At 69.5% G+C, this 14,414-nt stretch carries 15 protein-coding genes; 9 read left to right on the top strand and 6 right to left on the bottom strand.

All coding sequences use genetic code 11. From position 1 onward, the window contains the following. The first annotated feature begins 89 nt into the window (after positions 1 to 89). From AB0J09_RS12420 to AB0J09_RS12395, 6 genes are all read left to right on the top strand, one after another. Complete coding sequence (locus AB0J09_RS12420) at positions 90 to 1,361, top strand: glycosyltransferase (RefSeq protein ID WP_360689197.1); 1,272 nt, start codon at positions 90 to 92, stop codon at positions 1,359 to 1,361. 1 nt (position 1,362) lies between these two features. Continuing rightward, positions 1,363 to 2,760 (top strand): aminobutyraldehyde dehydrogenase, encoded by a 1,398-nt coding sequence (locus AB0J09_RS12415; RefSeq protein WP_360689195.1) that lies wholly within the window; start codon positions 1,363 to 1,365, stop codon positions 2,758 to 2,760. A 249-nt stretch (positions 2,761 to 3,009) separates the two neighbouring features. Continuing rightward, positions 3,010 to 6,243, top strand: a complete 3,234-nt coding sequence (locus AB0J09_RS12410) for a nitrate- and nitrite sensing domain-containing protein (RefSeq protein WP_360689193.1) — start codon at positions 3,010 to 3,012, stop codon at positions 6,241 to 6,243. Positions 6,244 to 6,248: 5 nt separating this feature from the next. Continuing rightward, a complete protein-coding gene (locus tag AB0J09_RS12405; protein ID WP_201760494.1) occupies positions 6,249 to 6,662 on the top strand; it encodes a roadblock/LC7 domain-containing protein in 414 nt (137 codons plus the stop codon). A gap of 20 nt (positions 6,663 to 6,682) precedes the next feature. Beyond that, positions 6,683 to 7,087 (top strand): DUF742 domain-containing protein, encoded by a 405-nt coding sequence (locus tag AB0J09_RS12400; RefSeq protein ID WP_055507219.1) that lies wholly within the window; start codon positions 6,683 to 6,685, stop codon positions 7,085 to 7,087. Beyond that, positions 7,068 to 7,646, top strand: a complete 579-nt coding sequence (locus AB0J09_RS12395) for an ATP/GTP-binding protein (protein ID WP_360689191.1) — start codon at positions 7,068 to 7,070, stop codon at positions 7,644 to 7,646. The genes AB0J09_RS12400 and AB0J09_RS12395 overlap by 20 nt, the downstream gene beginning before the upstream one ends. Before the next feature lie 61 nt (positions 7,647 to 7,707). On the opposite strand, the gene AB0J09_RS12390 is transcribed toward AB0J09_RS12395, so the two are convergent. From AB0J09_RS12390 to AB0J09_RS12375, 4 genes are all read right to left on the bottom strand, one after another. Next, entirely contained in the window at positions 7,708 to 8,490 is a 783-nt protein-coding gene (locus AB0J09_RS12390) for an oxidoreductase (RefSeq protein WP_360689189.1), read from the bottom strand. Positions 8,491 to 8,666: 176 nt separating this feature from the next. After that, complete coding sequence (locus AB0J09_RS12385) at positions 8,667 to 9,386, bottom strand: SDR family NAD(P)-dependent oxidoreductase (protein WP_360689187.1); 720 nt, start codon at positions 9,384 to 9,386, stop codon at positions 8,667 to 8,669. Between the two features lie 36 nt (positions 9,387 to 9,422). Further along, a complete protein-coding gene (locus AB0J09_RS12380) occupies positions 9,423 to 9,674 on the bottom strand; it encodes a hypothetical protein (protein ID WP_360689185.1) in 252 nt (83 codons plus the stop codon). A 247-nt stretch (positions 9,675 to 9,921) separates the two neighbouring features. Then, complete coding sequence (locus AB0J09_RS12375) at positions 9,922 to 10,791, bottom strand: CocE/NonD family hydrolase C-terminal non-catalytic domain-containing protein (RefSeq protein WP_360689183.1); 870 nt, start codon at positions 10,789 to 10,791, stop codon at positions 9,922 to 9,924. Between the two features lie 4 nt (positions 10,792 to 10,795). On the opposite strand from AB0J09_RS12375, the gene AB0J09_RS12370 reads away from it, so the two are divergent. Both AB0J09_RS12370 and AB0J09_RS12365 read left to right on the top strand, forming a co-directional pair. After that, positions 10,796 to 10,963, top strand: coding sequence for a hypothetical protein (locus AB0J09_RS12370; RefSeq protein ID WP_360689182.1), 168 nt, complete (start codon positions 10,796 to 10,798; stop codon positions 10,961 to 10,963). A gap of 31 nt (positions 10,964 to 10,994) precedes the next feature. Continuing rightward, positions 10,995 to 11,723 (top strand): class I SAM-dependent methyltransferase, encoded by a 729-nt coding sequence (locus AB0J09_RS12365; RefSeq protein ID WP_360689180.1) that lies wholly within the window; start codon positions 10,995 to 10,997, stop codon positions 11,721 to 11,723. 81 nt (positions 11,724 to 11,804) lie between these two features. Here AB0J09_RS12365 and AB0J09_RS12360 read toward each other — a convergent pair whose 3' ends face one another. Beyond that, positions 11,805 to 13,220 (bottom strand): glycoside hydrolase family 6 protein, encoded by a 1,416-nt coding sequence (locus AB0J09_RS12360; RefSeq protein WP_360689178.1) that lies wholly within the window; start codon positions 13,218 to 13,220, stop codon positions 11,805 to 11,807. A gap of 126 nt (positions 13,221 to 13,346) precedes the next feature. After that, positions 13,347 to 13,730 (bottom strand): helix-turn-helix domain-containing protein, encoded by a 384-nt coding sequence (locus tag AB0J09_RS12355; RefSeq protein WP_360689176.1) that lies wholly within the window; start codon positions 13,728 to 13,730, stop codon positions 13,347 to 13,349. A 268-nt stretch (positions 13,731 to 13,998) separates the two neighbouring features. Between AB0J09_RS12355 and AB0J09_RS12350 the strand changes: the two genes are divergently transcribed. Next, on the top strand, positions 13,999 to 14,414 hold a 416-nt coding region (locus tag AB0J09_RS12350), incomplete at its 3' end, for an alcohol dehydrogenase catalytic domain-containing protein (RefSeq protein ID WP_360689174.1).

Genomic DNA, 14,414 nt, shown 5'->3' with positions numbered 1-14,414 from the left:
AGCCGTGACCATAGTGCCCGTTACTTGACCTTCACGCTAGATGAGTTCTTGAATTCCTCTTCAAATTGATGAGTTCCCCCGGAGTCTCCATGTCTCTCACCATCCTGTTCATGCCTGAAAGCGCGTACGGTCCCACCAACAACTGCATCGGCATCGGCGACATCCTCCGCCGCCGCGGCCACCGCGTCGTCTTCGCGGCCGAGGCGTCGTGGAAGGGCAAGCTCGAAGCGCTCGGTTTCGAGGAGGACCTCGTCGACCTCGCGCCGCCGCCCGAGAACGCCGAGGAGCAGGACCCCGGCCAGTTCTGGAAGGACTTCATCCGGGAGACCGCGCCCGAGTACCGCAAGAGCACGCAGGAGCAGCTCGAGACGGTCACCAAGCCCATCTGGGCCGAGCTGATCGACGGCGTGAAGTACTGCGAGCCGCAGCTCAAGGCCATCATCGAGCGCGTCAACCCCGACGTCATCGTCGAGGACAACGTGATCACGTTCCCGGCGCTGCTCACCGCGGGCAAGAAGTTCGTCCGCATCGTCTCCTGCAACCCGCTCGAGGTGCGCGGCGAGAACATCGCGCCGGTCTTCTCCGGCCTGCCCGCCGACGACCGCTCCGAGTGGGACGCCTTCCGCGCCGAGTACGACCGCACCCACCGCGAGGTCTGGAGCGCCTTCAACGAGTGGTCCGTCGAGCAGGGCACCGCGCCGCTGCCCGACCTCGACTTCATCCACGAGGGCGACCTGAACCTCTACGTCTACCCGGAGCTCCTCGACTACACCGACGCCCGCCCGCTCGGCGAGTCCTGGCACCGGCTCGACTCCTCGGTGCGTGAGACGGACGAGGACTTCACGCTGCCCTTCGACCGCAGCCAGGGCTCGCTGGTCTACTTCTCGCTCGGCTCTCTCGGCTCCTCCGACGTGGAGCTGATGCAGCGCGTGATCGACGTGCTGGCCACCACGCCGCACCAGTACATCGTCTCCAAGGGGCCGCTCCACGAGGAGATCAAGCTGCCCGGCAACATGTGGGGCGCGGAGTTCCTCCCGCAGACTAAGATCATCCCACTGTGTGACTTGGTCATCACCCACGGCGGCAACAACACGACCACGGAGGCGCTGCACTTCGGCAAGCCGATGATCCTGCTGCCGCTCTTCTGGGACCAGTACGACAACGCCCAGAGGGTCGATGAACTGGGCTATGGTGTCAGGCTCTCCACCTACACCTTCACGGACGAGGAACTGAAGGGGGCGGTCGAGCGGCTGCTCGGGGACACCGAGCTGCGGGCCCGGCTCGCCGCCGCGGGCGAGGAGATCCGGCGTCGCGACGGCCTGCGCAAGGCCGCCGACCTGATCGAGCAACTTGGCGAGTGACATGCGTGAATTGATCAACCCCGCCACCGGGCTTCCGTGTGCCGAAATTCCGGACACGCCGGTGGCGGGTGTGGCGGCGGCCGTACGCACGGCTCGGGCGGCGTTCGAGGAGTGGTCGCAGGCCACTCCGGCCGACCGCGCGCGGCTACTGCTGCGGGTGGCCGACCTGGTGGAGGCCGACGCCGAGGAGCTGACCAGGCTCGAGGTGGAGGAGACGGGCAAGCCCGCGGCGGTGTTCAGGGACGGCGAGCTGCCGTTCGCCGTCGACAACCTGCGCTTCTTCGCCGGGGCCGCCCGCTCGCTCGATGGCTCGGGCGCCGGGGTGTTCAGCCCGGGTTACACCTCGGTCCTGCTGCGCCGCCCCGTCGGGGTGGTGGGCTCGATCGCGCCATGGAACTTCCCGTTCGTCATGGCCGTCTGGAAGATCGGCCCGGCGGTGGCCGCCGGCAACGCCGTGGTGATCAAGCCGGCGCCGCAGACGCCGCGCACGACTCTGCGGCTGGCCGAGCTGTTCGCCAAGGCGGGCGCGCCCGACGGGCTCGTGCAGGTGGTCACCGGGGACGCGGAGGTCGGCCAGGCGCTGGTCACCGACCCGGGCGTGGACATGGTCAGCGTCACCGGCTCCACGGAGACGGGCCGGGCGGTGATGACCGGGGCCGCGGCCACGCTCAAGCGGGTGCACCTCGAGCTCGGTGGCAAGGCGCCCGCCCTGGTCTTCGAGGACGCCGACCTGGCGGAGATGGCCCACGGCGTGGCCATGGGGGCGACGTACAACACCGGGCAGGACTGCACGGCCGCCACCCGCGTGTACGTCGCCCGCGAGGTGTACGCGGACGCGGTGGAGGCACTGCGGGCAACTCTTGCCAAAATCACCGTCGGTGACCCCTGGGACCCGGCCACGGACATCGGCCCGCTGATCTCCGCCGAGCATCGGGAGCGGGTGCACGGGTTCGTCTCCAGGGCCGCCGGGCGCGTGCTGCACGGCGGCGCCCCGATCGGGGGCTCCGGCTTTTTTTACCCGCCCACCCTCGTGGCCGACGTCGCTCAGGACAGCGAGATCGTGCAAGGGGAGCTTTTCGGACCGGTGCTCGTGGCGCTACCGTTCGACGGCGAGGACGAGGCCGTCAGGCTGGCCAACGACACCCGGTACGGACTGGCCTCGTCTGTGTGGTCGCGTGACGTCGCCAGGGCCATGCGTGTTTCGCATCGGCTCGATGTGGGCGTGACCTGGGTGAACGACCATCTGCCCATCGCCAGCGAGGCCCCGCACGGTGGGGTGAAGGGCAGCGGGTTCGGCAAGGACATGAGCCAGGAGGCGGTGCAGGAGTACTCGGTGACGCGGCACCTGATGGTGAAGCACGCGGCGCCGGCCGAGCGTGATTCGTTCCGGCCCGCCTAAAACGTGTACGGCGCTATGTTGCCCAAAGTGACCCTTTGGGCACGTGTGATGGGATATGTTCTGTTCGCCGATCTGGTACGGGTTGTGTTCCAATTACCCGGCTGGACAGAATCCCATGCGCCACACGCGTGTCTGATTTTTCGAGCACGTACCGGCGAGAGGTAGCGAGAGTCAGTGAGGACGAAAGACCCCAGGCACACGAGGTCAGGGGAGTACACAGGCGGACGTTTCCGGCTGGGGAACTGGCGTGTGCGCTCGAGGTTGGTCGCGCTGATCCTCATCCCCACCGTTGTGGGCGTACTGCTCGCCGGTGTGCAGCTGGCCAACGCCATCGGCACGAGCGCCGATTACCGCCGGCTCACCCAGGTCGCCGAGCTGGTGCAGCGCATCGGAGCGCTCAACCACGAGCTCGGCAAGGAACGCACGCTCACCGCGTGGTACGTCGCCGACCGCAGCAGAGGCCAGCGCCTCGTCCAGCTCAAGACGCAGCGGCAGGCCACTGACGCGGCCAAGAAGCAGGTGCTCAGCGCGGCCACGTCCATCGACGCCACCCACTCGTCCCGCGTCCGCGAGGGCGTGGTGAACATGCGCCGCTGGCTCGACGGCCTCGACAGCCTGCGTGAGTCCATGGTCTCGAACGTGCCGCCGCGCGCCGCCGTCAGCACGTACACCACGATGATCGGCACCTTCTCCGCGATCCAGGGCGACCTGGGTGACGGTGTCAGCGACGACACCCTCCAGCGTGAGGTGGCCGCGCTCGGCTCGCTCCAGCGGGTCAAGGAGGAGATCTCGCGCCAGCAGATCATCCTGATCGTGGCGCTCGTCGAGCGTCAGCTCGACAGCGACGACCTGTCGGACTTCCTGGGCTCCTGGAACAAGCAGCAGGCCGAACTGTCCAACTTCGAGCAGGAGGCGGACCCCAAGGACCTGAAGACGTACCAGCAGCTCGTCCGGGGCTCCGACATCGACCTCGCCGACGCCATGCGCCAGCGCGCGCTCGCCCAGGTGCGTGAGTACAACCGCATCAAGGACCTCGACGTCACCACCCACCGTGACCTGAGCAACTGGTACGACAGCACGACCCTGGCCGGCAACGCCATGCGCAAGGTCGAGGACGGCCTGGCCACCAAGATCGTGGCCAGGACCCGGGACCTGAGCGACACCGAGCAGCGCAACGCGATCATCTCCGGTGCGATGATCCTCGTCCTGCTGCTCCTCGTCCTGATCTTCACCACCCGCGTGGCCGGTTCGCTGGTCCGCCCGCTGCGCCGCCTGCGTGCCGAGGCGCTCCAGGTCGCTACGACCCGGCTGCCCGAGACCGTCCGTGTGTTGCGTGAGTCCGGCGACGGCGCGCACGTGCCCGAGGTGCCGTCGGTCGGCGTCAACACCCGCGACGAGATCGGTGAAGTGGCGCGGGCGTTCGACGAGGTCCACCGCGAGGCGATCCGGCTGGCCGGCGACGAGGCCAAGCTGCGCACGAACGTCAACTCGATGTTCGTCAACCTCTCCCGCCGCAGCCAGACGCTGGTCGAGCGGCAGCTGCAGCTCATCGAGGGCCTGGAGCAGGGCGAGGAGGACGAGCAGCGGCTCGCGAACCTGTTCAGGCTCGACCACCTGGCCACCCGCATGCGCCGCAACAGCGAGAACCTCCTGGTCCTCGCCGGCCAGGAGGCGGCTCGCAAGTGGAGCGAGCCGGTGCCGCTGGTCGACATCGCCCGCGCCTCGCTGTCCGAGGTCGAGAACTACGAGCGGGTCCAGATCCAGATCCCGTCCGGCACGCTGATCGTCGGCCCGGCCGTCACCGACGCCGTCCACCTGCTCGCGGAGCTGATCGAGAACGCGATCTCCTTCTCTCCCCGCGAGAGCAAGGTCACGGTCACCAGCACGCCCGCCGAGGGCGGCGTGCTCGTGTCGATCAACGACCTGGGCATCGGGATGAGCCCCGAGGAGCTGTCGGAGGCCAACTGGCGCCTGGCGAACCCGCCCGTCGTGGACGTGGCGGTGTCGCGGCGCATGGGCCTGTTCGTGGTCGGCCGGCTGGCCCTGCGGCACGGCGTCCGCGTGCAGCTCAGCCAGCGGGAGACCGGCGGGTTGAGCGCGCTGGTCATGCTGCCCGACATGCTGATCAGCAGCGGGGTCGGCGTGCCGCAGCAGGGCGGGCAGTACGAGGCCTTCACGACGTTCGACCCGAGCATGTTCGGGGAGCCGTCGCAGAACGGGTCCGGGTCCTACCCGTCCGGTCGCGGCGCCGACGGGCCCGAGCAGGTGGTGGACACGCAGTGGCCGGGGTCGCTGCCGGCGCCTGGAAGCGGGAGCTGGGGCGCGTTCGGCGAGCAGTCCGCCGCGTTCAACGAGCGGCCGGCCGGGGATCGCCCGTTCGAGCAGCCCTACGGTGAGCAGCCTTCCTTCGGCGAGCAGCCCGCTTTCGGCGAGCAGCCGTCTTTCGGTGAGCAACCTGCTTTCGGTGAGCGGCAGTCGCCTTTCGCCGAGCAGCCGCAGGGAGCGCAGGCGGCGGAGGACGGCGACCAGCCGCGCTGGCCGTCGTTCGCCGACGAGACGCCGCCGCCGCCCCAGCAGTCGTTCGGGGAGCCCCGCTGGCCGTCCTTCGCCGACGAGACGCCGCCGCCCGCGCAGCAGTCGTTCGCGGAGAACCGGTGGCCGTCCTTCGCGGAGCAGCCGCCGCCCATGCAGGACGACGAGCCCCGCTGGCCGTCGTTCGCCACCGAGCCGCCGCAGCAGTCGCAGGATGAGTCGCGGTGGTCGTCGTTCGCCGACCCGCTGCCGCGCAGGTCGCTGTTCGATGCGGAGGAGCGGCCGCGGGCGCAATACGGTGACGAGTACCGCTCGCCGTTCGCGGAGGAGCCCAAGCCTGCCGACCAGTTCGAGCAGAACGGGCGCTCGGACTTCGACAGGTTCGGCCCCGGCGCCTACTCCTCGCAGGACATGACCGGGCCGCTCCCCGTGGTGCGCAACTCGCCCATGGAGGACCAGGGCGACGAGTTCCTGCCGATCTTCTCGTCGGTCGGGTCCGACTGGTTCCGCCGGCCCGATCCCGAGGTGCTGCGCCCGCGTACCGAGCCTGCGGCTCCCGTTTACGAGGAGGAGCAGCCCGAGATCACGGCCGTGCACCCGGTCGTGCCCACGGAGGCGCCCTCTCCCGCGTCGTCTGGCGGGCTGCCTCGGCGCACGCCTGGTGCTTCCGGGGCGGGCGCGACGTGGTCCTCGCCCGCGGACTCCGGCTTCCAGGCCGCGCAGGCCGCCGCGCAGCCCGCACAGGGCGGCACCACACCCTCGGGCCTGCCCCGTCGCGTCCCCAAGGCCAACTTGGTGCCCGGTACGGCCAGCCTCGCCGAGCCCCAGGCTGAGTCGCCGGCGCCGCAGATCTCGCCTGAGCGGCTGCGCAGCCGGCTCTCCAGCTTCCAGCAGGGTGTCCGGCAAGGCCGAGCGTTCACCCGCGGAGAAGAGAATGAGGAGGACAAATGAGAGAAATGAGCCAGGGAGCGCGCGGCATAAGCTGGTTGATCACAGACTTCGTGAACAACGTGCCGGGTGTCGCGCACACGGTCGTGGTCTCGTCCGACGGCTTGCCGCTGGCCTTCTCCGAGGGTTTTCCCAAGGACCGGGCCGACCAGCTCGCCGCGGTGGCCTCGGGTGTGATCAGCCTGACCCAGGGAGCCGCGCGGGTTTTCGAGGGCGGTATGGTGACGCAGACCGTTATCGAAATGCAGCGTGGGCTTTTGATGATCATGTCCATCAGCGATGGGTCCTGCTTGGCCGTCCTGGCCGCTCCCGACTGTGACATGGGGTTGGTGGCGTACCAGATGACCTTGCTGGTCGAGCGGGCCGGTCAGGTGCTGACGCCGGCCGTACGCGCCGAGCTGCAAGCGGCCCGCCCCCGTTAGCGGGGCGGTGACAGGAGATCATGGTGTCAGGTCAGGGTTGGGCTGGTGATAGCACTCCGCCGCATCCGGCGGCTCCCCGTCCGCAGAAGCCGAGCTCCTTGGTACGGCCCTATGCCGTGACCGGGGGGCGCACCGCGCCGCGGATGAAGTTCGCCATGGAGGCATTGGTGTCCTCCGTGACGTCGGAATACCAAGACATTTCCCTACTAAGTCCGGAGTATCAGGCGATCATCCAGCTGACCCGGAACGTCCGGTCGGTTGCCGAGATCTCCGCCCTTTTACGCCAGCCCCTCGGGGTGGTCCGGGTGCTGATCGCCGACATGGCGTCGGAGGGCCTGATCCGCGTGCACCAGCCTGCGCTGGACGCCGGAAAGCCGGACCTCAACTTGCTCGAAAGGGTGCTCAGTGGACTTCGCAGGCTCTAGCCCCGGCCTAACCTCGACGAAGATCGTCGTGGCCGGGGGCTTCGGCGTGGGGAAGACGACATTTGTGGGTGCGGTCTCGGAGATCCTGCCGCTCACCACCGAAGCCGTCATGACGGACGCTTCGGCACACGTGGACGACGTCTCCCTCACGCCGAACAAGACCACCACGACCGTGGCCATGGACTTCGGCCGGGTCTCCCTCGACCGTGACCTGATCCTGTACCTGTTCGGCACGCCCGGACAGCACCGTTTCTGGTTCATGTGGGACGACCTGGTGCGGGGCGCCATCGGCGCGGTCGTGCTCGTGGACACGCGCCGTCTCGCCGACAGCTTCCCGGCGATCGACTATTTCGAAGAAGCGAAACTGCCGTTCGTCATCGGCATCAACGGGTGGGACGGGCAGTTCGCGCACGCGGAGGAGGAGCTCCGCGAGGCATTGTCGATCGGCGGCCACATCCCGATCGTTCGCCTGGACGCCAGGCAGCGGGAGTCGGTGAAATCCACCTTGATCACCTTGGTGGAACACGCCCTGACCCGCCACATGCACACCCCTGTGTAGATTTCTCCCCCTGGCGGCCCCCACGTGCGCGTGGTGGGCCGCTTTCATTTGCCGGCGAAGTTCAGAGGGTTTTGACGGTGCCGCCGTCGATGACGTGGTCGGCACCCGTGATGTTGCCGGCGACGTCCGACAGGAGGAACGCGATCAGCGCGGCCACCTCCTTGGGCTCGGTGATCCGGCCGGTGGTGATGCTGAAGGCCGCCGGGATCTGCTCGAGGAACGCGGCGTGCTCGGCCCCCGCGAGTGCGGCGACCTTGCCGCCGAAGCCGTCCGGATCCTCCCAGATGGCGGTACGGACGACGCCGGGCGAGACGGTGTTGACCCGGACGCCCTGCGGGCCGAACTCCTCGGCGAGGGACTTGCCGAGCGCGGCCAGGGCGGCCTTGGCGGCGCTGTAGGCGACGGGGCCCGCGGCGGGGAGCCTCGAGTTGATGGACGAGACGTTGACCACCGATCCGCGCCGCTCGATCAGGCTGGGCAGGGCGGCCCGGGTGACGCGGACGGCGCTGAGCAGGTTGATGTCGAAGACGGCGGCCCAGTCGGCGTCGCCGGTCTCGAGGAATCCGACGGGCTCGATGGCGTCGCCGCCGCCAACGTTGTTCACCAGCAGGTCGATGCCGCCCAGCTGTGCGAGCGCCGTGTCCATGAGGGTGGTCACGCCCTCTGCGGTGCTCAGGTCGGCCGACACCGCGACGGCTCCCGACTTCTCCAACTCGGGGGTGATGGTGCGGGCGGCGCCGACCACACGTCCCCCCTCCTCGATCAGGGTCTGCACGGTGGCCAGTCCGATGCCCCGGCTTGCACCGGTGACGACGGCCGTCTTGGAGTCGAGGTTGAGCTCCATGGTTTCTCCAGTTCTTTAACTGCAGGTACAAAATATGGACACGGCATGCCGCTTCCCATGTCCGAGACCCTAGCAATTTCTTGACCTGGAGGTCAAAATCATCACGCTTCCGGCACTTCACCACCGTGGCCGACGCCGCCGCCTACACCGTGGCGGCGGCGTCGAACCCGCTGGCCCTAGTCGCCCGACGCAGGCGCCGGGACCTCCGGCTGTGTGCCGGTCGCCAGCCACTGGGCGCGCCGCGTGATCGCGGTCGCCCAGCCGTCCGGCACCACGGCGAAGGTCCCCGCCCGCACAGCCGAGAGCGCCTGTTCGGCGATGGCCGCGGGCTCCTCGCCCTCGGCCGACATGCCGGTGCGGACCAGGGCCGGGCACAGCACTGTCACGCCGATCGGCGTGCCCGCCAGCGCGAGCGCGGCCTGCTCGGCGAGCGCGATGACGGCGTGCTTGGAGGCCGCGTACGCGCCACCGGCGGGGAACGTGACGAGCCCCGCCAGAGACGCGGTGATCAGGATGTGCGCGGGGCGCTCGGCGGCGAGCAGGCGGGGGACGAACGCCCGCAACCCGTTGACCACGCCGCCGACGTTCACCGCGAACACCCTGTCCCAATCCTCGGGGCTCACTTCCCAGGGCACGCCCAGGTCCCGGCCGACGATGCCCGCGTTCAGGCACACCAGGTCGGCGTCCGGCACGGCGGCGGCGAGGGCCTCCATCTGTGCGGCGTCGGAGACGTCGGTCCGGACGGCGTCGGCTCCCAACTCGGCCGCGGCGCCGGCGAGCGCCGCTTCCTCGATGTCGGCGAGTACGACCCGCGCCCCGGTCGAGCGGAGGCGGGCGGCAAGGGCTCTGCCGATCCCGCCGGCGGCGCCGGTGACGACGGCGCTGGAGATGTTCATCTGCTTTCCTTGCTGGTTGTCGGTGGTCATACCGGCCTAGAAGTCCACGGTGGGGTCGGCCGTCGCGGTGGGCGTGCACACGACCGCATCGAAGGCCTGCTGAAGCGGCGTGTCCACGGTGGCGCCCTGCGAACGGATGCGATCAACGAAATGGGCGCCCTCGCCGACGCCCACGACCCGGGCGCCTTCGATGACGCCGCGCGGCGGCTCGAGATCGTCCAGGACGGGGTCGCCGGGGTCGAGGGTGTTCAGGACAGAGGTGTGCTCCGACGGGAAACCGGAAGCCATGGTGATGCACTCGTTTCTCTGATGGTGCCGATCGACGGTCGACGCGGTGAGAAACGCAGTGCGGAGCGCGGGATGCCGCCGGGCTCAGACGCGGCCGGGCCGCCGCCGGAGCCGACGCGCCCCAGCGCCACTGCGCCTTCTCACGAGCGCGTGATCAGAGAAACAAGCCTGCAGTCGCCATGAGGGGGATCTTATCCAAGTCGGGGTCGTGCTGTCGTTCCGGCCCTCCTGGGAGGGCCGGCGCAGGTCAGAGCATGGTCAGCCGGATGTTCGAGCCGCCGTGGCCGAGCCTCAGCGACACCTGGCCCGCCGGGGCGTCGGAGTCGATCTCCGGGTAGTCGTCGCTGGAAACCGTGACGCGGAGGCTGTGTCCGGCCGCGACGCGGTAGTGCGTGGGCCAGGTGCGGATGTCCAGGTCGTACGTCTTGCCCGGGCGTACCGGGACGGCGCGGTCGTGGCCGAAGCGGTGGCTCGCCTTCAGCCAGCCCTGGGTGATGCGGGTCGCCGTGCCGTCGGGGGCGACGTCCTGCACCACGACCGCGACGTTGCCGTTGGCCGCGGTGAACGAGGCCCGGACCTTGGCCTGGACCTCACCGGCGAGGACGAGATCGCGCGGGAACGGCCCCGTCGCGAACTCCAGCCGCTGGCCCGGCCCGCCCGCGGCCGGCTCGGTGTTGACCTCGAACGTACGGGTTCCCGCGATGCCCGGGCGGGAGGCCAGAGTGCCGTCGGCGGCGAGGGCGAGCTCCAGCTGCCGCGTCCCGGCGGGCGGCCAGCCGGCGAACTGCCGCCAGCCCGTACCCGGCACCTCATAGGAGGTCACCTTGGCCGCGGGCAGCGGAGCGCCGGGCCGGCGGGCCAGCCAGCGGTCCCACCAGGCGAAGTAGGCGCCGTTGCCGATGTCGGCGGGCTGCCCGGCCGGCCAGCCGTGCACCCATGGGCCGGACACCAGCCAGACGTTGCGCTCGCGCGCCTGGAAGTTCTCGACCATGCCCTGGCGGTACCGGTCGTACCAGCCGGCGATCTCCAGGACGGGGACGTCGAGGTTCTGCCAGCGGGACTTGACGCTGCGCCCGCGCCAGAAGTCGTCATAGAGCGGGTGCTGGGCGTAGGTCACGAGAGTGTCGGGCTCCCCTTCCCCCGATGAGCTGGCCCGTTACGCCCGGCTGATCGAGGCCGTGGAGGCGGCCCAGGCGGGCGGGGCGGGGGCGGTGACGTTCGAGGGCGAGATGGTGGACGAGGCCATGGCCGCCACGGCCCGTGCACTCTTGGTCCGTCACGGCCGATAAACCGGTTGCGCGCGCCGCGAGGATGGACGGCATGGAAAGAAACCTGATCAGCACCATCGCACATCGTGACCATCCGATCGCCGCGCCCGTCTCGGCTGGCAACCTCGACCGCCTGCTGCGCCGGGCGGCCCTGCCGGAGGGGGCACGCATCCTCGACCTCGGGTGTGGCGAGGGCGAATGGTCGCTTCGTGCGCTGGAGCTCGTCCCGTCGGCGGTCGCGGACGGGGTGGACATCTCGCCGACGGCCCTGTCGGCAGCGGAACAGTCGGCGGCCTCGCGCGGCCTGTCCGGCCGGCTGTCGCTGCATCAGGAGCCCGCCGCCGAGTTCTCCGCCTCGGAGCCGTACGACCTGGTGCTCTGCGTGGGCTCGACCCACGCCTTCCAGGGGTTGAAGGGCACGATGGACACGGTCTCGAGGTTCGTCAGGCCCGGCGGGCTGGCGCTGGTCGGGGAGGGGTTCTGGGAGCGGACTCCGGCTCCGGAGGTCGTGGAGGCGATCGGCGAGTACCCCGACCTGGCGGGTACGGTGGCCGCCGCCGAGTCCGAAGGCTGGCTGACCGTCTACGCCCACGTGAGCACCTTGACCGAGTGGGACGAGTACGAATGGTCGTGGACCGGCACGCTGACCCGATGGGCCGCCGCCAACCCAGGCCCGGACGGGGAGCAGGCCCTCGCCGCCGCGCGTGAGCACCGCGAGATGTGGCTCAACGGCTACCGAGGTGCGCTCGGCTTCGTCACCCTCCTGCTGCAGCGCACGTGAGCGAGCGGCCGGGTCTTCCGAATGGGCTGGGCATTCCGAGCAGGCCGGGCCTTTGAGCAGGCCCGGCCGCCGGAACACGCGTCAGGAAGTGCCGTTGATCAGAGCCATCGCCAGCGCGGGATCGAACGTCCCGGCCGGCTCGTCGGAGATGCCGCACGGGCCGTCGGAGTCCCCGGGCACCTTGACCCAGAAGACGTACTCGGCGCCGCTCAACTGCCTGACCGGGGGGGTGCCGAGCTTACGATCCGGCGGGTTGCACCAGTTGTCCTCAGGCGTGTCGTCCGAGTAGGGGCCGTTGCCGTTGCGACTGGTGTCGATCACGTACTTCTTGGCTCCCACCGTCCCCGACAGATAGCCGTTGACCGCGACGGCGTACGCCTCGGAGTCGCCGGTGGTGATGTAGTTCGACACGTTCATGGAGAAGCCGCGGGTGTTGGCGATGCCCGACTTGACCAGCAGGGGCGCCATGGCGTCGGCCGCGATCCAGGTGGCGTTGCCCGCGTCCAGGTAGACCCACGCGTTGGGCGCCTGGGCCTTCAGCACCTGGGTGGCGTCCAGCAGCATCCGGTACTGGTCCTCGGGATCCTTGCCGATCTTCGTCACGCACCCTGCGGCGGCCACCCCGTCGGGCTCGAGCACGACGATCGCGTGCCTGGTACCGATCGCCTTGGCGAAGTCGGTGATCCAGCTGTGGTAGCCGGTGGCGTCGCCCGCGCCGCCGCCCGAGTGCAAGGCGCACGCGTCCCGGTTGGGGATGTTGTACGCCACCAGCATCGGCAGCTTGTCCTGAGCCTGCGCGGCGCCGACATAGCTGTCCACGGCCTGCGTGATGTCGCCGAACCAGTTCCCGAACCACTCGAAGATCGGCTTGTTCGCGATGTTCGCCTGGATGGCCTGCGCCTCAGTGGTGCCCTGGTTGGCGGCGGCCCACTTGGCCGGGTTCGACTGGCTGGACACGTACAGGGCGGTCGGCCGCGTCGTCTGCGTCTCCAGCAGCGACACGTTGTCGAACCGGACCACGGGAGTGCCGCCGGACCCGCCGAGCTGGAACGTCACCTCGGCGGCCGTGCTGGAGGCGGTCGCGGCCGTGAACGGGATGCTGTAGCGCTTGCTCGCAGTGGTCAGCTGTACGTCCGTGGCCAGCGACTGGTTGCTGCTGGGCGTGGCCGTGTACTGCACCGTCGCGCGGGCCTTGAAGGCGACGGTGGAGTAGGCGTCGAAGGAGAGCGTGTAGCTCTTGCCCGGGTTCAGCGCCGCAGTGGTGGGCGAGGCCACCATGGCATCCCAGGGGTTGGTGACGACGGCCTTCACGTCCACCCGCAGACGACCGGACTCGGCTGCGACCGTGGTCTGGCCGATCGCGGCCCAGGGGGAGGTGGAGCTGTTGAAGGTGCCGTTCCCGATGAGCTGGGTGGCCGCTGAGGCGGGCTGAGGAACGAGGAGGAGGGCTGCCAGGACGGCGGCTAAGGCTGTGGCCTTGCCTGCGATTAATCGCACGTGATCACCTTTCGGCGGGAGTCGCCGTTGATCATTACTGACCCACCTGACAAGGTCAAGAGATCTCGGGTGAACGTATGCCGAGCCGCCAGGCCTCGGCCCCGGCTAAGAGAGAGGCTTGGCCGGTCACGACGCGTCGTAGCGCAGGCGGGAGGCGGCCACGTACGCGCGATGCTCCTCGGCCCATGCGATGAGCCCGGAGACCTGGGCAGAGAGCGTCTGACCGACCGGGGTCAGGGCGTAGTCCACCCGGGGCGGCGACGTGGGGGTGACGGTGCGCTCCACCAGGCCGTCGCGCTCCAGGCTGCGCAGGGTGAGAGTGAGCATCCGCTGGGATATGCCCTCGATGGCGCGCTGCAGTTCGGAGTAGCGCTTGGGCCCGTCGCCGAGCAGGCTCATCACCAGCACGCTCCACTTGTCCCCGACGCGGTCGAGAATGTGGCGCAGCTGGCAGGTCGGGTGGTTCTCGCCGATCGTTTCGCGCACATCGGTGTGCCTTGCGCGGGTCAAAGTGCCTTCTTCCGCCATGGCGGCATTCTGGACCAGACTCGATGCGCGCACAAGAAGTAACCAGCGCACAGAAAGTGCTGTTGCAATGAGCATCGACTTGACCGATCCCCCACCCGATCAGCCGGCGCCCTGAGTGGCCGGACACGATCGTGATGCTTAATGCCCCCGCGACGAAGCCGAGCCGGCCGTCGCCCGCGCCGTCCTGCGCGCCTCCTGGCTGCAGGCCACGGCATCTTCCACGGAAACGGAGTAATTCATTATGCGTGCCATGGCTTTCACCGACTTCGGCGCCGGCCTGGAGGCCGCCGACCTGCCCGTGCCGGAGCCCGGTCCTGGCGAGGTGCTGGTCCGGGTGCTGGCGTCCTCGGTCAACGGCTTCGACCTGGGAGTGCTGGGCGGCTATCTCAAGGGCGTGTACGACTACGAGTTCCCGGTCGTGCTCGGCAAGGACTTCGCCGGCACGGTGGCGGCCGTCGGTGAGGGCGTGACCGGCCTGACGCCAGGTGATGACGTGTTCGGCGTGGTCATGCGCCCGACGCTGGGCCAGGGCGGCTTCGCCGAGTACGTGGTCGTGAGCGAGCAGTACGGCCTGGCCAAGATCCCCGCCGGGCTCGGCCACACCCGCGCGGGCGTGCTGGGGCTGGCCGGGACCGCCGCGCTCAACGCCGTCGACGCCGTCGCCCC

The organism is Nonomuraea sp. NPDC049784 (genome assembly GCF_040659615.1).
Classification (GTDB): Bacteria; Actinomycetota; Actinomycetes; order Streptosporangiales; family Streptosporangiaceae; genus Nonomuraea.
Note: the sequence above shows the minus strand (reverse complement) of the source record. Positions and strands in the feature narration are given on the sequence as shown.

Excerpts from the sequence above, each read along its gene's own strand:
- AB0J09_RS12420 (WP_360689197.1), top strand. The coding sequence starts at position 90 with ATGTCTCTCACCATCCTGTTCATGCCTGAAAGCGCGTACGGTCCCACC.
- AB0J09_RS12415 (WP_360689195.1), top strand. The coding sequence starts at position 1,363 with ATGCGTGAATTGATCAACCCCGCCACCGGGCTTCCGTGTGCCGAAATT.
- AB0J09_RS12405 (WP_201760494.1), top strand. The coding sequence starts at position 6,249 with ATGAGCCAGGGAGCGCGCGGCATAAGCTGGTTGATCACAGACTTCGTG.
- AB0J09_RS12400 (WP_055507219.1), top strand. The coding sequence starts at position 6,683 with ATGGTGTCAGGTCAGGGTTGGGCTGGTGATAGCACTCCGCCGCATCCG.
- AB0J09_RS12390 (WP_360689189.1), bottom strand. The coding sequence starts at position 8,490 with ATGGAGCTCAACCTCGACTCCAAGACGGCCGTCGTCACCGGTGCAAGC.
- AB0J09_RS12385 (WP_360689187.1), bottom strand. The coding sequence starts at position 9,386 with ATGAACATCTCCAGCGCCGTCGTCACCGGCGCCGCCGGCGGGATCGGC.
- AB0J09_RS12380 (WP_360689185.1), bottom strand. The coding sequence starts at position 9,674 with ATGGCTTCCGGTTTCCCGTCGGAGCACACCTCTGTCCTGAACACCCTC.
- AB0J09_RS12365 (WP_360689180.1), top strand. The coding sequence starts at position 10,995 with ATGGAAAGAAACCTGATCAGCACCATCGCACATCGTGACCATCCGATC.